The 18,971-nt window shown below is 55.3% G+C and carries 11 protein-coding genes, 1 tRNA gene and 1 pseudogene; 3 read left to right on the top strand and 10 right to left on the bottom strand.

Annotated features, from left to right (window positions below; translation table 11 throughout):
- Window positions 1-280 (top strand): annotated as a pseudogene (locus FEAC_RS15965) (hypothetical protein); the annotation flags it as partial.
- Between the two features lie 501 nt (window positions 281-781).
- Here the strand turns inward: FEAC_RS15965 and FEAC_RS08990 are convergent.
- The 4 genes from FEAC_RS08990 to FEAC_RS08975 all read right to left on the bottom strand — a co-directional run bounded on the left by FEAC_RS08990 (window position 782) and on the right by FEAC_RS08975 (window position 6,997).
- A tRNA-Met gene (locus tag FEAC_RS08990) sits at window positions 782-858 on the bottom strand.
- 30 nt (window positions 859-888) lie between these two features.
- The gene (locus tag FEAC_RS08985) at window positions 889-3,753 is read right to left on the bottom strand and encodes a UPF0182 family membrane protein (protein ID WP_035389774.1); all 2,865 of its coding nucleotides are present in this window, start codon (window positions 3,751-3,753) and stop codon (window positions 889-891) included.
- Between the two features lie 10 nt (window positions 3,754-3,763).
- On the bottom strand, window positions 3,764-5,971 hold the full coding sequence (locus FEAC_RS08980) for a coiled-coil domain-containing protein (RefSeq protein ID WP_035389776.1): 2,208 nt from the start codon (window positions 5,969-5,971) through the stop codon (window positions 3,764-3,766).
- Window positions 5,972-5,980: 9 nt separating this feature from the next.
- Window positions 5,981-6,997 carry a PDZ domain-containing protein gene (locus FEAC_RS08975; RefSeq protein WP_052566122.1) on the bottom strand — a complete coding sequence of 339 codons (1,017 nt, stop codon included), beginning with the start codon at window positions 6,995-6,997 and terminating at the stop codon, window positions 5,981-5,983.
- 126 nt (window positions 6,998-7,123) lie between these two features.
- Here FEAC_RS08975 and FEAC_RS08970 point away from each other — a divergent pair, with 126 nt between their 5' ends.
- Window positions 7,124-7,543, top strand: coding sequence for a thiol-disulfide oxidoreductase DCC family protein (locus FEAC_RS08970; protein WP_152623156.1), 420 nt, complete (start codon window positions 7,124-7,126; stop codon window positions 7,541-7,543).
- A 4-nt stretch (window positions 7,544-7,547) separates the two neighbouring features.
- On the opposite strand, the gene FEAC_RS08965 is transcribed toward FEAC_RS08970, so the two are convergent.
- Both FEAC_RS08965 and cysS read right to left on the bottom strand, forming a co-directional pair.
- Window positions 7,548-8,762, bottom strand: coding sequence for an acyl-CoA dehydrogenase family protein (locus FEAC_RS08965; protein ID WP_035389782.1), 1,215 nt, complete (start codon window positions 8,760-8,762; stop codon window positions 7,548-7,550).
- Window positions 8,763-8,847: 85 nt separating this feature from the next.
- Window positions 8,848-10,197 carry a cysteine--tRNA ligase gene (cysS, locus tag FEAC_RS08960; protein WP_035389783.1) on the bottom strand — a complete coding sequence of 450 codons (1,350 nt, stop codon included), beginning with the start codon at window positions 10,195-10,197 and terminating at the stop codon, window positions 8,848-8,850.
- A 68-nt stretch (window positions 10,198-10,265) separates the two neighbouring features.
- On the opposite strand from cysS, the gene valS reads away from it, so the two are divergent.
- A complete protein-coding gene (valS, locus tag FEAC_RS08955; RefSeq protein WP_035389784.1) occupies window positions 10,266-12,896 on the top strand; it encodes a valine--tRNA ligase in 2,631 nt (876 codons plus the stop codon).
- 275 nt (window positions 12,897-13,171) lie between these two features.
- Here valS and FEAC_RS08950 read toward each other — a convergent pair whose 3' ends face one another.
- The 4 genes from FEAC_RS08950 to FEAC_RS08935 all read right to left on the bottom strand — a co-directional run bounded on the left by FEAC_RS08950 (window position 13,172) and on the right by FEAC_RS08935 (window position 18,919).
- Window positions 13,172-14,587, bottom strand: a complete 1,416-nt coding sequence (locus FEAC_RS08950; RefSeq protein WP_035389786.1) for a glucose-6-phosphate dehydrogenase — start codon at window positions 14,585-14,587, stop codon at window positions 13,172-13,174.
- Window positions 14,584-15,486: an aldose epimerase family protein gene (locus FEAC_RS08945; protein ID WP_081901115.1), complete on the bottom strand. Its 903-nt coding sequence runs from the start codon at window positions 15,484-15,486 to the stop codon at window positions 14,584-14,586. Before FEAC_RS08945 ends, FEAC_RS08950 begins: the two co-directional genes overlap by 4 nt.
- A gap of 114 nt (window positions 15,487-15,600) precedes the next feature.
- Window positions 15,601-17,541 (bottom strand): vWA domain-containing protein, encoded by a 1,941-nt coding sequence (locus FEAC_RS08940; protein WP_035389788.1) that lies wholly within the window; start codon window positions 17,539-17,541, stop codon window positions 15,601-15,603.
- The gene (locus tag FEAC_RS08935) at window positions 17,534-18,919 is read right to left on the bottom strand and encodes a sigma 54-interacting transcriptional regulator (RefSeq protein ID WP_035389790.1); all 1,386 of its coding nucleotides are present in this window, start codon (window positions 18,917-18,919) and stop codon (window positions 17,534-17,536) included. Before FEAC_RS08935 ends, FEAC_RS08940 begins: the two co-directional genes overlap by 8 nt.
- Between the last annotated feature and the right edge of the window lie 52 nt (window positions 18,920-18,971).

Genomic DNA, 18,971 nt, shown 5'->3' with positions numbered 1-18,971 from the left:
TGCATGGTGTGGCCTTCCCTTCGAATCCTCTGGCCGAGGCAAGTTTCACTCAAATAGCTGTCGCCAGGCGGCCTATCGGGCTCGCCAGAGTTCGGGTACTCCCAGCTCTGAGCCCAGTGCCCGACGCATTGAGATCGTGTATGAGTGTCCACGCTGTGAGAGCCGTTACCTCGGTATTCGCAGATGTCCGGATTGCAATCTGTTCTGCGCTCGGATTGGACCCGGCGGGATGTGTCCACATTGTGACGAACCGGTCGCCCTCAGAGACCTTGAGAGTTGACGTACCTGGTGTGCTCAACACAGGCACTGCTTTCTGCTGATGTCCGGTGACATTGGTTGGCCGTGCTGGCTCACAGGGACCAAATGGTTCTGGGTGTAGTACACGACTGGTGACACTCAGCTGAGCTCACATTGGGCCGGGCGCGAAGCAACCTTGCCTAAACCTGTCTGACAGGTACCGGAGGTGGACCAAAGGACCCTCATCGAGGTTACGAGTCTTCACCGAAGCCCGGACGGTCATAACCCCTTCCAATATGTGCGAACTCAAGGACCAACCAGGTTATGATGCACGACTGAGGGTGGGGCCAAATACCTCAACTGCACTGGGGCCAAATAGGTCGATTGTTTTCATCGGGCTGCTCCTCTACGCCGTGAAGCCCAACTGGGGGTTGCTGTCGACAGTCCTACCGCCGAAATCTGAAGAGCCCGAATCCATTGGATGGCCAGTGGGATTCTCGTGGGGGCAGCAAAAGGGCCGGTGCTTTCGCACCGGCCTTGACCGTGGTGGCGGGGGTAGGATTTGAACCTACGACCTTCGGGTTATGAGCCCGACGAGCTACCTAGCTGCTCCACCCCGCGTTGTTCCTTACAGTATAGCTGGAGGGTGTCCTACTTCTTGACCGATGATGACGTGACCTTGGTAGAAATTTGGTTGAGTAGCGAGCCAATTTGGTTAATATCTTGTTGATAAAGTGATAGGTTGCCAGACTTGAGTGCAATCTGTGCTTTCTTGTAGAGAGATTGCGCCTTCGAGATAATGCTCGAAGCCTGTGAGGAGACGACGGTGTTTGGGACCGAACTCGCGATCTTCTGACTTCCCTCGGCTCCATTAGGGACAACTCCAAAGATTTGTTGTAGGTCTCCGGCTATTGTCGGGCTGATGGCGATATTTGTTCCATAGGCGGCGACAATCTCCTTGATCTCAGGAATCGGGTTTGAGGTACTAGATACATAGAGAGGAGTCACCCAGAGTAGATTCTGGCCCAACGGGATAGCTGAGGTCGAACCAAAATCGACATTTGATCCATGTTGGTCAAGAAGCGTGAGCTCTTGAGAGACCGCGGTTTGCGATGTCATGCGAGACGTGATCTGGTTAGGTCCATCGATCTGTTGGCCATTGGGTGTGATGAGAGTTGTGAGCTGGTAGGGATTCGATGGAGATGATTGACCAACGAGAAAGCCGGTGAGATTTTGAGTTGAACCCGATGGCGAGTAGGGGACATAGGCCTCGACAAGACTTAGATTTGGTGATGTTGTTCCTGGAAGCTGCATCATTTCGTATACGGGCAACATTGGAGAGTTGCTGCTGCTTGAGAGCGAGGCGAAACCTCCGCTAGTTCCCGAGGGGATCTGGCCGATAGCCGGGCTGGCTGATACCTCCCAAGCGTTGCCTGCCGAGTAGAAGTTCGACGGGCTTGTAACGTGATAGAGCCCGTACATCTGGGCTTGTACCGACAGCAGGTCACTTGGATATCGAAGGTGTGCTTTGATCTGTGAGTTCATCGCAGAGAGCGGCTGGAAGATGTGAGGGAATGCCTTTTCATACGACTGGATCATCGGATCCGATGGATCCGACACGTAGAAGTGCATAGCTCCGGTATAGGCGTCGACTACTACCTTCACGGAGTTGCGGATGTAGTTGTAGTTTGCATTCGCTAATTGGCTCCCAGATGGAACCGCGCTTGTATTTGCGGATTGTGCGTAAGGGTAGTTTGCACTTGTGGTGTAGCCATTGAGCACCCAGTAGACTCGCCCGTTAGCTATGACGGGGTATGGGTGGGATCCATATTTCAGGAATGGCATCGCCATCTGGGCGCGCTGGACGATGCCTCGCTCGAACATAATCCTCGATTTGGAGGTTAGAAGCGATGAGTCCAAGATATTGATGTCGCCAAAGCGCAATGCGAACGCGGCTCGCTTAATGATCGATGATAGCTGCACCCCACCGGTCGAATGGTAATGGGTCTCGACCGAGGCGCCCGAGCGTAGTTGATAGTCGATCTCTGGCTGCTTGGTGTTCGCGATTACGTAGCCACTCATATCTTCGCCGTAGTACACCTGCGGCTGCTTGAGGGTGGGCACCCCACCCTTGGAGACGGGAGGCAGGTTGCCAATGTCAAACACCGGGTTTCCACTGTTGGAAACGGTGTTAGCTTCTGCCAAAGCAGCCCCGTAGCCGTGTGTGAATTGGAGATGCTCATTAACCCAAGACTGAGCTGGTAGGTTGCTTGAGTTTATCTGGCGCACGCCAACAATCACCGGAGTGGTGACTCCGTGCACCTTGTAGGTCTCTATAGAGAGCGAGTTGAATTGGTAGTACGACCGAATATCTTGGAGCTTATCGAACGTCTGTAGAGGTTGTGTGGAACCCCAAAGCGCAATCGACTGCAGTGCGTTTGTGTTTGTGAGAGCGACCGAAGATGAGGTGTTCGCTCCGGCATTATAAGGCTCTGCCGCCACCGAGTTAAGCCCCATCGCATATCGAGTAGCGGTGATGTTGCGAGCGATATAAGGGGCCTCTTTCTGTTCCTGAGCCGGCGCTACGACGAACTTCTCGATGAGGGCTGGATATATAGCACCTAACACAATCGAGATGAAGGCCCATAGACCGAGTGCTAAAACCGGGAGCACCCAACCTTGACGGTAGATGTTGAACACGAAAAGCCCACAAGCGACGATCGAGATGAAGATAAGCAGGTTGATCGCCGGGAGCTGAGCGTGTACATCGGTGTAACTCGCACCTTCGACGTACCCCCTCGTCGACATGTCGAGCTGGTAGCGTTGGAAGTAGTAGCCAACCGCCTTTATAAGAGCCATCACTGCCAAAAGAACGGACATGTGCGCCTTGAGATGGGAAGTTGCCCGAGTGCCACGCCCTTGCAGACGAAGGGATCCATTGACATAGGCGACTGCGATGGTCAGAATGAAGACGACTGCAACGGCAAGGAAACTCCATGAGATTAAAAACTGTATGAAAGGTAGCCGGAACACAAAGAAGCCGGCATTCATGTGAAACTGTGGGTCCTTGGATGGAAAGGCGACATAGTTCTTAAAGAGCAGCCAGTTCTTCCATTCACTCGGAGCCTGGGAGGCGACAACGAGAGTAGCTACGACGGTAATTGCAATCTTGGAAATCCTGGGATGTCGTTCGTTGGTGGCGCGGTAGCGCTGTATTAGGTCATCATCCTGTTGAGTGATGGCAGGTAGCTGGTGATTGACGATCGTGAGCGAGACATAGCACGCAATCGCGAAGATAACCGCAAATACGACCCATAGTTCAACCTTCGCTAGGAGAACTCCCTTCCATATTGCGTCGAGATGATAGTTCGAGAACCACAAGAAGTCGGTATAGAAAACCGCCACACCTTTGAGTGAGAATAGGAGTATGATGAGGAGAACAACGACTCCGATGAGAATTAGCTGTGCCTTAGAAGGTCCGCGCCTGTTGCGGGTCAGATCTTGTGGAACGCGCATTTACAACACCTTAGGCGAAGACAGGAACAATGACGCATGTGCACCCTGGGTGTGCTGGCGGATTCTCATGTCCTGTAGGGAACGTCTCAGTTAAGGGATTGATTCCTGCGAGCAAGTTGTCTTCACAATCTGCACATGGCTGTGAGGATGAGGAGGTGACCCAAAGATAACCGGTTGCGCCGGGAACGAGACGAGAACCTCGACAGAACGCACGGTAGGCGCTGTCATTGATGAGCTCGTCAAGTTTGCGCCTAGCCTCGCGGTAGACCCCGTTTGTACGAGCTACGAGCTCCGTCTCTCCGAGTTCGGACTCCTGCGTGATCGTGTCAAGTGCTCTTACCAAGGTTGCCTGGCCGAGGGTATCGGTGAGGTCGATTGCGATCTCCTCCACGATCTTGTCGAAGTGTTCGCCCGTTGGATCGTGACTTCGGTCTCCGAGGAGGGCTGCGAAATCAGAGCCTGCGTGGACAACACGAGCAATGAGTAACCGTACATCACCGGAGCGCGACTGGCTATCGTTGACCATCTGCTCGATCAGCGTGATGGCACCCTCACGCCCACTGGATCGTATCGTTGCTAGAATCTGGTTTAGATCATCTTGGGTAATACGCTTTACTCTCCTGGAGAGATCGATGCTGCGGGGATCGAAAAGATCTCGAAGAGCGGAACGAATTTTCTGAGCAAGCTGGTCGGTCTCTTGGTTCTGTAGTGTCTCCATGCTTGGCTCAGGCATCTCGACTGTCGGAATCTCGGTGTGAACTGTATTGGAGGATATGGGTGCCTGTGAGACGTCTTTCTCCGTATTGGTCTGGGACGTCAGAGGTTGTTGGGGGCTTTCATCGCGGAGCTCGCTAAAAAGTGCCTCCAGGCGTTGCAAGCGAGACTTCGGGTCCTCAGCTTGTGTTTGTTCGGTGCTTGACTGTCGGTAGCGCTCGACGACCACGATCTCGTCGTCAAACTCAGTAGTGTCTGGATCATGGTCTCTAGAGTGCAGATTCTCGGACGGCAGTGTTGGGCCCTCTAATTCGCTGGATGGAGTGTTGGTGGTAGCCTCAGGTGACGATGCATCACCATCGACAGAATTGCCATCGACAGAATTGCCATCGACAGGCTCCGTGATCGACTGTGCTTGGGGCGTGTTTCCTTCTTGGTAATCCAGCTCAACTGCATTTCCGTCCACCGAATCGGTCGTGTCGTCTTCCATGAATTCCTGGTCAAGGTCGTCGAGTTCTAGCGCAGCGGTCTGTTCGGCGGCGAGCTCGATTAGGCGTGCTACGTCTGCAAAGGTCATCTCGGGTTGCATCGATCCAGGGTTGTCTGGTTGTTCGTCGCTTCTAATAGCCGCGGTGGGAGGAGATGCAATCTCGTCAGCGGATGTGTCTACCGGATCTTGCAGCGTCGTCTCGTGAGTTTGGGTTGCACGCTCCTTACCTGTTTCGTTGGCTGTACCTGTTTCGCCGGTTGTACCCGTTTCGTCAGCTGGGTTGGCGTCATGGTTAGAGCTACCAGCCACTGCAGGCATTAGTGGTCGTGTATCTAGCGATGTTAGCGATGTTCGAACCAGATCCTGCGCGCTTCGAAGGATCCCTATCAGGTGTTGACGTTCAAGGTCGAGCCCTGAGATCTCCTCACGCACCTGGGCCGCCCTGTTCTCCGCCTGTTGGGTCAGGTTTGCCGCATGCTCTCGAGCTCGGAAGACGAGCGAACGACCCTCGCGCTTGGCGGCTTCAACGGTATTCGAGGCTGTAGAGTCGGCCATAGCTAGAATCTCGCGCCCCTGCTGTCGAACCTCTTCGAGATGCGCGCGCGCGACTTGTCGCCCCTCTTCCAGCTCGCTTTCTGCTGCCAACTTTGCTTGCCTTGTGATCTCTTCAGCTTCACGACGAGCACGCTCGACGAGATCCTTGGCAGTTGATTCTGCTTTACGCCGAAGCCCGAGAGCGGCATCGTTAGCGCTTTTGAGGACTTCGGAGGCCTCTTGCCCAAGTAGTTTGCTAGCCCTGTCAGGATCGGACAGAGCGAGCCGAGTATCCTCGCGCAATGCTTCATAAGCTTGGCGAGCTTGAGCTAGTTCAACCTCTAATTTGGCGATTCGTTCTGAGGATTGCAAAAGTTCTGCTCTAAGGTCAGCGACGAGGCGGTCGACCGCCTCGCGGTCATAACCTTTTCTGACGACGCTGAAGCTCTCATGTGCTCCGTTAGTCTCTGATCGCCACACGATTGCCTCCTATCGGACTACTTCCTTTGGAGTCTCTGCCCTTGCGAGCCGCTCAACTTCCTGCACTGCCTGAGAGAGATAGGTTACCCCAATTACGGCGATGGTGCCGTGTGAAGCCTGCTCGGCGCTCTGTCGCTGTACTAATGGCACAAGTACATAGCGTAGATGCCCAGCCCGCATCGCAGCGACCCTTTGTTCGATTCCAAATACTGGCTTAAGTTTGCCATCGGGACTGACGAGTCCGATCATGCCGATAGACAACGAATGCTTAAGGTGAAGATGACGAGTGCTATCGATGATCGCAAGAGCCTCGGCGAGGCCCTCTGTGCCATCAAGCGCTTTGGGGATACTTATATGTAGAGCGGTTGGCAGCTCGTACAAGCTAGCGGTAGTTATGATTACACCCAGCTTTCCCTCGTTGAAGGGCACCTGAACCTGCCGACGTGTGATTTGGGAGAGTCCAGGGTTTTGACGATCGAGAGTCAGGGTCACTGTTGAGTTGCGAGGTCGTGAGGTAAGGGCAGTCTCGAAGTTAAGAAGATTTGAGACCGGTAGTCCGTTGACTGCAGTTATGAGGTCTCCGGGATGAATTACGTCTTTTGCAGGGGATTGCGGAAGGACATCGCGGACAAGGAGCCCCCGAGTTGGCTTGATCGGCATGCCTAGATAGCGATAGGCAGCTACGGCGGCAGAGAGTGCTGCTTGGAGGTTGGTCGATCCAGTATTGCTTGCTCCCTTGCTTTGGTTATGTATCGGACTGACGAACGTGAGGTTTGGGTTCAGATGGCCAATGAGAAACTGCAGTGGGGTGAGTGAGGAGACCGACAACTGTGCGTCGAAGAGCTTGAGTTTTCGCGGATGTTGCTTGCCGACCTGGACCACTCTTGCAAGGTTAACTATGCCGCCTGGACCGACTGAAACTTCAGCTACTGATCCAAAACCGAGCCAGACGAGTCCACCAACGACGAGTAAGGTCCCCCAGAGGATGGCGGTGTTGCCAAGCGAATTCCGTTGTCTATGACTCACCTTCTCGAGTGTAGGGTGATCGTCTTGCAGGGTACGGCGCAGCCACGATCGCGAGCTCTTCCTAAACGGTGGGTTCATCGACGCGGTTCGGCGAATGGTTGATTAATAGACGTGTAGCCTGAATGTGTGCGCACGTCAATACCTGGGCAAAATATAGATGGCGAAGAGAGTCCGCCTGACGCCAGTCCTGTTAGTGACGATCGATCACAGCCAACAAACGGGATACAGGTGCGCACGTCTCTAACTGGACCTACACTCTCCATTGATGGCACCTGTCGTCTGTGTAGAGCTAGCGGGGCCATCGCCTGTCGTCTAGCGCCGCACATCAGCGTTCTAGATGGTCGTGGATCGACAACCCAGGCCCCAGGGGTCGTGCTGAACTTCGAGGGTAGCGAGTTCGTCGGCATCGACGCGGTGATAGCGTGGCTCCGCCTAGCGGGTGGTATCGGCAAGCGAGCAAGTAGCCTTCTTGCCAGTCGCCCGATCAAGGCAGTTGCGAGCCGATGCTACCGATGGGTAGCCCGGCATAGACACTTTCTCGGATGAGTCGCTAACGTAACTTTACCCCTGAGATCGCACGCGCTACTATCAAGCGCTGGATCTCCGAGGTACCCTCAAAGATGGTGTAGATCTTGGAGTCGCGATGCCATCGTTCTACGGGGTACTCTCGGACATATCCGTAGCCGCCAAGAATTTGGATAGCCTCTTCGGTTGCCTTGACAGCTACCTCGCCTGCATAGAGCTTCGACATCGAACCTTCACCATGCGAAAACGAGTGTCCCTGGGCAGCCATCCAAGCTGCACGATGGACGAGCAAGCGAGCGGCATCGATTTGGGTAGCCATATCTGCAAGCTTGAACGCGATTGCTTGGTTCTCGATGATTGCACGCCCGAATTGGCGTCGCTCGCGGGCGTAGTCAAGGGCATATTCGTAGGCAGCTCTGGCGATGCCGAGCGCCTGTGCTCCAACCAGTGGGCGGGAGGCTTCGAAGGTCGCCATCGCTGCCTGCGACGAGGAGCGTTTCCCTTCCCTCGCACGGGCTAGCCGTTCGTCGAGTCGATCCTTGCCTCCAAGGAGGAGTGTCCCTGGGACGTTGACGTTCTCAAGAACTACCTCTGCGGTGTGCGATGCCCTAATTCCCATCTTCTTAAACTTTTGCCCCATGCTAAGCCCTGCGGTTCCAGGAGGAATCAGGAAACTCGCCTGGCCACGCGAGCCAAGTTCTGGATCGACGCTGGCAACGATGACATGGATGTCGGCGATCCCGCCGTTGGTAATCCAGGTCTTCGTGCCGTTGAGTGTCCAGGTGTCAGTCGCCTCGTTGTAGACCGCACGGGTCCTGAGCGAAGAGACATCACTTCCCGCATCCGGTTCGGTGACACCAAAGGCGGCGAGTTTGGGGTCGTCGGCGCTGCCAAAGCATTGGGGAATCCACTCATTTGCCTGTTCCGCCGTGCCGTTGGCGAGGATGCCGGCCACAGCTAGGGTCGAGCCAAAAATAGCTAGCGTGATCCCTGCGTCACCCCAGGCAAGCTCCTCCATGACTAGCGGCATCGTCAGCCCGGTCTTATCAGCGTATGCGTTGACGAGGAAGTCGTATGAGTACAGGCCAATCTTTGCTGCCTCCTGGATAATTGGCCATGGCGTCTCTTCGCGCTCATCCCACTCGTGTGCCGCCGGTCGGATGGTCTTGTCTGCAAAATCGTGTGCCCACTGCTGTAACTCGATCTGGTCTTCAGTCAGTGAAAGCGAAAATGGATCCATTGTTCCTCCTAACAATCTCCATTATATTACTGAGGAGTAACATCCATGCGTCCGCCTTGATCGCCTTCAACCGTCGCAGATGGGACTAGGCCCGACTTTTGCGGAGTTGGGTGCCATCCTTGGTGTCGAGTATGACAAAGCCAGCTGCCTCAATAACCGCTCTTAGTGCGTCAGCAGTGGCGTAGTCTCGGTCTCGTTTCGCCCGATCCCTCTCTTCGACGGCTTGACTGATCTCTGCAGGTACCATGAGTGCCTCTTGTGAAGGGGCAAGGCCGATCCATTCGAGCATGGCACGAACGGTAGCTATCTTCGCCGTGGCCGCCCCAACTTGCTGTCGATCGAAAAGTGTATTGCCTGCTCGGACTTGATCAAAGAGGAGTGAGAAGGCCGTGGGGGTGTCAAGGTCGTTATCAAGTGCGCTGATAAAGGCGGAGATTGCTTCATCGTCAAGGTCGCCCGCGTCACCGCGATCGAGAAAGTTGTCGATTCTGTTGAGTGAGGATCGGGCATCGTTGAGCGTGGCGTCGGACATCTCCAACGGCGATCGGTAGTAGGCCCGCAAATACGCGAGCCGGATCGCCCGTCCGCCGAATCGAGTGACGGCATCGGTGAGATCGAGCGTATTGCCCAGTGACTTCGACATCTTCTCCCCACCCATCTCGACAAAACCCACGTGGGCCCAGTGTCGAGCAAAAGGTACTCCAAGAACCTGAGCTTGGGCCAACTCGTTCTCATGATGAGGGAAGATGAGGTCCATTCCTCCTCCGTGGAGATCGAAGCTCGATCCGAGGATCTCAGTAGACATGGTCACACATTCGGTATGCCACCCTGGCCGTCCATAACCCCAAGGGGCATCAAAGCCGGGTTCGGTAGACTCCGCTCTCTTCCAGAGGACAAAGTCGAACGGCGACTCCTTCAAAGGATTCACCTCGACACGATTACCAGGCTGTAGTTGGTCGAAGTCCTGCTTGGTCAGCAGCCCGTAATGAGGCACACGTGAGACCCGGAGATAGACACCATCGTCGATCACGTAGGCGGCATCGGAGTCGAGCATTGCTTGAATTTTTGCGATCATGTTGGGAACCCATTCGGTGGCATGGGGGGTGGCGTCAGGGCGCTCAATCCCCAGCAGATCCATGGTCTCCCACCAGATGGCCTCGTAACGTTGGGCTACCGCCTGATAGCTTGTAGATTCTTGGCTAGCCTTAGTAAGAATTTTATCATCGATGTCCGTCACGTTCATGACAAGAGTTACGGCAAGACCTTTATTGCGTAAGTGACGACGAAGCAGATCGTAGGTCGCCATGACCCGACCGTGACCAAGATGAGGTCTATCTTGGACGGTGGGCCCACAGACATAGAGGGAGAAGGCCTCCTGACCCGGGTTGATAAGCTGGGTGACTGATCCGGTCATGGTGTCAAAGAGTGTGGTCATCGCTCTTTCAGTATACGAGCCGCTGTTGGCGGTGGGAGTGAAGTCACGGCGCGGAGCCGTGAGAGGAGATGGTTGCTGTGATCAACGTTCCTGACAAGGTCAGCCTTGATGGACTTGAAGAAAAATGGTCTGCGGCATGGGAGGAGCGTGGCGTCTATCGTTTTGACGACAGCGTCCCTGCGGAGGCCATCTACTCTATCGATACTCCTCCTCCAACGGTGAGCGGTTCGCTCCACATTGGACATGTATTCTCCTACGCCCATGCTGATATCATCGCTCGCTACCAGCGAATGCAGGGTCGCGAGGTCTTTTATCCTGTCGGCTGGGATGATAACGGAGTTCCAACGGAGCGACGGGTGCAGAATTACTTCTCTGTCCGTTGCGATCCTTCTCTCAACTATGAGCCAAACCTGATTCCTGACACCGAATCCAAGGAGCTTCGCCCTGTCTCGCGAGCCAACTTCATCGAGCTGTGCGAGCAGCTCACACAGCTCGATGAGCAGGTTTATGAGTTGCTGTGGCGACGTATTGGCCTATCGGTCGATTGGTCCCTTACCTATACAACCGTGGGTACGCGTTCGCGACAGGTCTCTCAGGCAGCGTTTCTAGACCTGCTCGAAAAAGGTGAGATCTATCAGAGCTCATCGCCGACTCTTTGGGACGTCGATTTCCAGACGGCAGTTGCTCAAGCTGAACTCGAGGATCGTCCGGTCGCTGGGAAGTATCACCGAATACGGTTTGGGCTACCCGATGGTGGAGAGCTAGAGATTGAAACCTCAAGACCGGAGCTCCTTCCCGCATGCGTTGGTCTCGTCGTGCACCCGGACGACCGTCGTTATCAATCGCTGATCGGGAAAGAGGCGCTGACGCCGCTATTTGGAGCTCCAGTGAAGGTGATCGCACACCCGTTGGCCGATCCTGAAAAAGGCACTGGTGCAGCCATGGTGTGTACCTTTGGCGATCTTACCGACGTTACTTGGTGGAGAGAGGGGCAACTACCGCTACGCGTCATCATGGGCCGGGACGGTCGACTCCTGGAGAACATCGTCTTTGGTTCCGAGGAGTTCCCCTCCGTAAATCCTGAGCGTGCCAACGGGTTCTATGCAGAAATAGCGCGACGGCGTAGTGTCGCTGCCCGGGAGCGAATTGCAGAGCTGCTAACCGAATCAGGCGATCTTTTAGGCACACCCACCGCCGTGCAACACGCAGTCAAGTTCTATGAGAAGGGCGATCGACCGCTCGAAGTTGTGGCCTCACGTCAGTGGTTCCTACGTCTTCTCCCGCATCGTGACGCCTTCCTTGCACGAGGGAAAGAACTTGAATGGCTTCCGTCTCACATGCAGGTGAGGTATGAGAACTGGGTGAGTGGGTTAAACGCCGACTGGAACCTCTCACGGCAGCGATTCTTTGGCATACCGATTCCACTATGGTACCCGGTCGACCAGGGGGGTGATATTGACTACGAGCGACCGATCGTCCCAAGGCGGGAAGATCTTCCAGTTGATCCACTCAGCCAGGCCCCAGGTGGTTTTGACGAAGGTCAGAGGGGTGTGCCTGGTGGATTTGTGGCCGATCCTGACGTGATGGACACCTGGGCGACCTCAAGCCTTAGCCCACAACTAGCCGGCGGTTGGCTCGACAATCCGAGCCGGTATGCCAAGGTGTTCCCGATGGATCTACGCCCCCAAGGACAGGAGATTATTCGAACTTGGCTGTTCTACACGATGGTCCGAAGCGAACTTGGGTTCAACGACCTCCCGTTCAAGCGCGCTCTGATATCGGGGTTTGTGCTCGATCCTGACCGCAAGAAGATGTCTAAGTCAAAGGGGAACGTGGTCACTCCTATGCCGCTTGTAGAGCGTTTCGGGGCCGATGCTTTACGTTATTGGGCTGCGGGAGGTAGACCTGGGGTGGATACTGCAGCCGACGAGGGGCAGATGAAAATTGGGCGGCGATTAGCGATCAAGATCGCCAATGCAACCAAGTTCGTGCTAGGGACCCTAGATCGTACTGGATCTACGGGGACTCCAGCCGTTGTGCACCCCGTGGATGCTGGCTTTCTCATGGTGCTCGACGAGGCACTCCGTGATGCCACTGTGAAACTTGAACGCAATGATTACACCGGGGCGCTTGAGACGATCGAGCAGTGTTTTTGGGAGTTTTGTGACGATTATCTAGAGCTAGTCAAGGTTCGTGCCTATGGCGATCCTGTCGGGACGGACCTGCCGCTCGTATCATTCTCTGAGGACGGAAGGGCGTCGGCTTTGGCGACGCTCCGCAGTGCGAGTGAACTGTTGCTACGAGCCTTGGCTCCCTATCAGCCATTTGTTACCGAGGAGGCTTGGTCCTGGTTCCATCAGGATTCAATCCACCGAAACGCCTGGCCCCAGCCTGGTGAGGGTCCAAGAGCGCTTGGACTATCGGTGTCTGCCGACGAACCCGAGGAGCCCAACTACGCCTCGATTGAGGTATTTCGTGCCGCCCAGTCGGTTCTGGCCGAGGTTCGTAAGGTCAAGAGTGAACACAAGGTATCACCGAAGGCTCCGGTAGACAAGCTTGTGGTAAGTGCACCTGTGGATCGGCTTAAGGCGATAGGAGATGCGCTGTCAGATCTCTCGGCCGCGGGGGTGATTCGGGAGGTCGAGCTGAGTGAGGTTGACGACGCAACGACCATAGGGGTTGAGATCGGACAGGGGTAGCATTGCACATTCGCGATTGACGGGTTGTGGAAGAGGTTGCGAACTCCTCCATGAGCGATGATGGTCACGTTCGCAACCACAGCCACACCAAGATCGTTGAAATCTAGCATGGAGATTACGGCTAGATCGAGCGACTTGTTGTCTAGCTAGCGTGAGCTATTTGGGAGTTCTAGCCACCACGGCTAGTGGTTAGTCCACTCACGAGAGTTTCGCATCATCGGCACTCAACAACCGCGGCTACACCCCCTGGTCCTGGTCGACCTATGATCTCATTCTCAATCGGTCCAGGGGGCCTGCCAACCGAGGTGACCACGAACGAGGGTATTGGCGGCTTCTGGCCCCCAACCTCCGCGCTTGTACCCAAGTGGTCGAGTGACGTTGTGCACCAATGGATCCAGAATTCGCCAGGTCTCCTCGACGACATCTTCGCGAGTAAAGAGTGAATGGTTGCCGTCAAGCGCATGGCTGATCAGAAGCTGATAGGGTTCGGGCAGACGCCCCAACTCCTGCGCAAACGGGAGGTCAAGATGAACCTCATCAGACCCCGAGCTGTCAGCGCCTTTGGAGAACAAGGTCATTCGCAAGCCTGGTTCAGGATCGATTCGCAGGATTATCTGGTTTGGTGATAGGTGACGCGGTAGCTCGAGTGAGCTGAGCTTGGGAGGATGGCGAAAAATGAGCCTTACCTCGGTGGCCGTGGTTGCTAACGCCTTGCCGGCACGCAGAAAGATTGGAACCCCCTCCCACCGCCAATTGTCGACGGCGAGACGAAGGGCTATATAAGTCTCGGTCATCGATCCTGGCTTCACCCCAGGTACGCCTTGGTATCCTTCGTACTGACCACGGATGACTTGTGATGGGTCGACCGTCGCCATGGCGCGGAAGACGTCGGCTTTCTTGTCCCAGAGAGCGTTGTCTCCTGCCTGACTCGGTGCCTCCATCAGCACCAATGCAAGCACCTGTAGCAGGTGATTTTGCACCACATCGCGCAACGCGCCCACCGGATCGTAGAACGATCCGCGATCCTCGACTCCAAAATCTTCGGTCATGTTGACCTGTATAGCTGCGACGTGGTCACGATTCCAGAGAGGCTCAAGGAGAGAGTTGGCGAACCGAAGGTAGAAAAGATCGAGCACTGGTTGTTTGCCGAGAAAGTGGTCAATGCGCAAGATCTGTTGCTCGTCAACCACCGCATGGAGCCGGTCATTGAGTTCCTTGGCCGATGCAAGATCGTGGCCAAACGGCTTCTCGATCAGGAAAAATGACTCATCGGCGAGTCCGTTCTTGGCCACCGCTTCGACTACAGGTGCGAAGAGTACTGGTGGGATCTCAAGGTAGTAGAGCTTGCGCTTTGCCGTCCCCATCACCTTGGCGAGATCGTGGTAGGTGCTGTCGGCGGTAAAGTCGCCACGAACGTAGTGCATCCTTCGCGCTAGACGGTCAACGACCTTCGTGTCCGGTTGGCCAATGGTGTTGGATAGCGAGAGCTTCATGTGCTCGATCAAGCTTTCGGTAGTCCAGTCATCCATGGCTACGCCAACGATCGGGCAGTTAAGCTTATGATTTTCCTCGAGCCTGTAGAGCGAGGGAAAGGTCATCTTCTTCGCTAGATCGCCACTGATACCAAAGATCACAAAGATGTCCACCTGGCCGGCGTCTGGTCGCTTTGATCTCGCTTGTCTAGTTGTCATAGTAATCCGACTCCCCATTGTGTCTCGAGTGTCTCTTGTGGTTGCAGTACTAATAGATCTTGACCGCTCTGTAGAGCGTTGGGTGGCGCCGTCATCGGCTCGACCGCCATAGCTTTGCGGCGGCGCCGATCGGGCAGGGTATCACCGCTAAAGATTTGAAGGTAGCGATAGTTTTGGTCCGTCCAGAGTTCGACCGTGTGGTGGTCTGTGCCTGTGAGTCGTGCCCATCCTCGTCTATTGCGGGCCGCTGCAGGAAAGGCGAAGGTGGTATCGAGCACCCGGTCTCCAACTACCTCTGGCTGCTCAAGATGGGTGTCTGCTGCCTCGGACCTCTCCGGTCTCGGACGTACCTGGTTAGCGGAGGTCGAAAACAGCGCGCTATCAATGGTTTGATCGTTACCAGGAGAGAGGTAGGGGTGATGCCCAATGGCCACTGGACAGGCTTGGGTACCCTGATTTAACACCTCGGTCGTGACGACAAGTCCGTTGCTAGAGAGCTCATAGCCAAAGCGTACTCTGAGGAGAAATGGATACCATGGGGTAGGGTGAAGCACCGATTCAAGGGCCACAGAGGTTTGGGTGAGATGCGTAGCCCAAAAGGGTAGCCAGCGTATGAGCCCATGAATCGCATTCCCAGCCTCGGGCTCGGTAAGTGGGAGGCGATAGTCTTGACCCATAAATCGATAGCCTCCTCCGAAAACGCGGTTTGGCCATGGCACAAGGTTGGCTCCGTGAGCGCCATCACAGATTGCAGCCTCGTCATACGACTCTAAGACGGATCTCTCGTTGCGCTCAAGTGCACGTATGCCTGCCCCTATCTCGACGACCACCGCACGGTAGTCCGCGAAGCTGATGTGGTACTGCTTGCCCGACGGAGGCACTGTCAGGGGTGTGTGCATTTGCCCCCGAGGCTATCACGTCGGCAGACGTATAGCTATTCATGCTGTTCAGGAAAGACAAGTGGTGGGGGATTTAAAACCAGCGGGTCGCAGTGTTGCATGCTTTTGCGAGCCTCATCGACGGGTTCGATTGATCCGATCGTGGACGTACTCTTGAACCAATGTGGAGCCAAGGGCACTTCCTGATGAGTAAAAAGCCTCCCCATGGTTTATCGCTAGCACCTCGTTAACAAAGCCTCTAAGACCAGAATCAGGGTTTAGAACGAATAAATTGATGGTGATCTTCTCCTGTGTGCAGCGCATGACCTCGGCGAGCGTTCTGCGGATCGTCTCTTGTGAGGGTGGGTACGAGAAGAAGACTTCATGTGACTCAGGATCGATATGGGCGGTGGGTTCACCATCGGTGACGAGCAGGATCTGGCGATAGCCAGGTTGATGTCGCAACCTGGTTCGACAGAGGAGCAACGCGTGTTCGATATTGGTCCCATACACGTAGTCCCACTGAGCGCTCGGCAGCGTTGCAAGATCGACCTCGCGAGCCACCTCCGAGAAGACGACGTAGCCAAGATAGTCACGCGGATAGCGGGAATGAATGAGGCTAGAGAGCGCGAGTGCTACCTGCTTGGCGGGGAGGAAGGTGTCGTTGAGTGGCATCGACAGCGAGAGATCGAGAGCGAGCATAGTTGCCGCTCGCGTGCGATCCTCGGTGAGTTCGACGACAAAATCGTCGGGCACAAGGTGTAGTGGGGTTCCACCCCCTTGTCTGGCGAGAGCGTTGTGCAGTGTCTCGCGTAAGGCAAGTCTGAATGGGTCACCAAATTCGTATGCCTTTGTCTCTCCACTTAGGTCGGTTCCCAAGTTGCCTAGATTACGTGATTCGTGATTGCCAAGGAGACGGGCCTGTCCAGCAGGGAAGAGACGGTGTAAAACTATGTCTCCAAGCTTGTTGATGGCGTCTCCAGTGAGTTCAAGTTTGCCACCATCGCGGTTGATCAGACCAGCCTCGCTGAGCTTGTCGGTTAGTTGCTTGAGACGGTTAATCGCTGCGGATGCATCCTGCCCCAGGAGCTCTTTAAGCTGTGCATTATCGAGCTCAGAGAGTCGCTCCGGGCTTGAAGATTGCTTGAGTGCAGCCTCAAGCTCGTCAAGCTGCCCAAGCGTCTGCATCACCCCCTCAAGCTCCCCGAGACCCAGAGGGGTGTCTCCGTGGAAGCCGAAACCTGTGGGGTCGAATGAGGCCGACGATGCAAGGGCGCTCCCGAGTCGAGACATAGCCTGGGAAAGCTCGGGAGATTCGGCTATCGAAGACATGAGGTCCATCAGTTCAGCACGGGTCGCCTCATCCATCGAGTTAAGTAACGATTGGGTCAACCTTGCTGACTCCACAATTCGAGCCATGAAGTCCTCAAAATTCTCGTCCTCGCCAGCGATCCCGGGGTAACGCTGTTTGAACTGATTAAAGTCAGCTTCGACGTCTTCGCCTGAGTTAAAGCGTTCGATGAGCTCCGAGAGTTCATTCATCATTTGAGCCGTTGTCTCAGGATCGGCTGAGGCGAGTGAGGATCGGAGTCTATTCACCTGGTCTCGGAGCATGGATGACCTAAGTGACTCCACTAGATCATCGAAGCGCTCCTTCGCCGTTTGGTCCAGGAACTGGTATTGACTCAGTTCGCGAATCCGTTCGCCAAGCCCCGCTGGCAACGCGTCAAGCTCAAGGTCGGCGAGGAGATGCTCCTCTTCGCCAGTCGCCTGTAACGCACGCGAGCGAGTCTCGCGTTCCTGGTTGATCACTGCATCGAGCTCTTGGTTGAGTTGAGTGACGAGCCCGTTGGGGTCGTAGCGTGCAAGCAGTTCATCACGACGCTGCCGCAACCGCTCAAGCAGCTCTGCTAGCCCAGGAGTGTCCCCTAGGCCGCGAGACAGGAGCTCTCTTAGTGCCTCCGAGACGTTGCCGTGGTATGAGAGCGAGTCGACGAGAGCGTCGAGAATCGACTCTGACTCGTCGGCCTCTTCAAGCGAGGAGTCGTAATCGTGGTAGCGGAATCGCCTAGTCACGGCCCGGTCCGAAGGTGACACGATCTGCGAAGGTACGGCGCGATAGTCTCCGGGTTGCGACGAGCCCTTCCAAGGCAAGATCGACGAAACAGGGGGTCTCCTCCTCAGCATGTCTGGTCCCCACAAAGGCGAGAAGCTCAGGGTAGCTAGCGAGAAGCGCTTGATAATCAGTATTTGGCTGATCTGCGCTGAGCTCAAGAGGTGTCTGACTTACCTCGTCGACGAGGGCCGTCGCATCCTGATTACCGTAGAATTGGCTGAACACGGCACTTATAGCTTGCCTCAAGAGAGCGGAGCCAACCTTGAAACCTTCACGAGGATCGAGCGACTCAACTTCAATTTTGCCAACGAACGCCGGGAGTGCAGCCTCAAGGTCGGTGACGCGAACCACCGCTGGCACTTCGTCGTTGCGAACCGATCTAACGATCGCTGCCGCAGCAACCGATTCGTAGGCGGCGATCGATGCACGGACTGAGACGCCTGAGTGTTGAGAGATGCTGGAGTGGTGTCTGGCCAGTTGTGCCATGGTCGCGATAATCAGCGATATTGGTTCTGGCGATACAACTGCCACGTCGAGAGGCAATTTACCTTCACCGGTCATGATTTCGATCTCATCCTCGACGGTCGTTGGATAATGAGTGGTAATTTGGGTTCCAAAGCGATCCTTGAGCGGTGTGATCAACCGTCCACGACTGGTGTAGTCCTCCGGGTTTGCCGAGGCGACGAAGAGGATGTCTAGGGGAAGTGCAATCTTGTAGCCGCGAATCTGTATGTCGCGCTCCTCGAGGGCGTTCAACAAGCCGACCTGGATGCGTTCAGGTAGATCCGGGAGTTCATTGATCGCAAAGATGCCTCTGTTTGTGCGAGGTACCAGCCCATAGTGGATGGTGTCGGCGTCGCCGAGGTAGCGTCCCTCGGCAACTTTGATCGGGTCGACTTCGCCGATGAGATCGGCAATGGTGGTATCTGGTGTCGCAAGCTTCTCACTGAAACGGGCTGCTCGGTTAATCCAGGTTATCGGAGTCTTAGGTCCCTCTGAATTGAGGCGATCTATGGTGCTCGCTAGAATTGGGTTCAGTGGATCCTCGTTGAGCGGAGACCCCTCGACGATTGGGACCCATTCGTCGAGCAGTCCATTTAGAGCCCTGATCATTCGGGTCTTTCCCTGGCCACGTTCACCGAGAAAGATGACGTCGTGCCCGATGACGAGCGCACGCTCAAGTTCGGGCAGAACCGAATCTTCGTAGCCAACCAGGCCATCGATTACAGGCTGATGTGCCCGCAGTCTGGCGAATACGTTGGCTCGGATCTCCTCTCGTATGGTTCGCGGCTTATAGCCAGCATCGACCAGGGCGCCGAGGTTCGTTGGGAAGTCCATAAAGAAAATGCTAGAGGGAAATCGGCTGAAATTTCATGAACTAGCAAATTTC

The organism is Ferrimicrobium acidiphilum DSM 19497 (assembly GCF_000949255.1).
Lineage (GTDB): Bacteria > Actinomycetota > Acidimicrobiia > Acidimicrobiales > Acidimicrobiaceae > Ferrimicrobium > Ferrimicrobium acidiphilum.
Note: the sequence above shows the minus strand (reverse complement) of the source record. Positions and strands in the feature narration are given on the sequence as shown.

What these genes read in the sequence shown, in the direction of transcription:
- FEAC_RS08985 (WP_035389774.1), bottom strand. Translation starts at nt 3,753, where the DNA reads ATGCGCGTTCCACAAGATCTGACCCGCAACAGGCGCGGACCTTCTAAG.
- FEAC_RS08965 (WP_035389782.1), bottom strand. Translation starts at nt 8,762, where the DNA reads ATGGATCCATTTTCGCTTTCACTGACTGAAGACCAGATCGAGTTACAG.
- cysS (WP_035389783.1), bottom strand. Translation starts at nt 10,197, where the DNA reads ATGACCACACTCTTTGACACCATGACCGGATCAGTCACCCAGCTTATC.
- valS (WP_035389784.1), top strand. Translation starts at nt 10,266, where the DNA reads ATGGTTGCTGTGATCAACGTTCCTGACAAGGTCAGCCTTGATGGACTT.
- FEAC_RS08950 (WP_035389786.1), bottom strand. Translation starts at nt 14,587, where the DNA reads ATGACAACTAGACAAGCGAGATCAAAGCGACCAGACGCCGGCCAGGTG.
- FEAC_RS08945 (WP_081901115.1), bottom strand. Translation starts at nt 15,486, where the DNA reads ATGCACACACCCCTGACAGTGCCTCCGTCGGGCAAGCAGTACCACATC.
- FEAC_RS08935 (WP_035389790.1), bottom strand. Translation starts at nt 18,919, where the DNA reads ATGGACTTCCCAACGAACCTCGGCGCCCTGGTCGATGCTGGCTATAAG.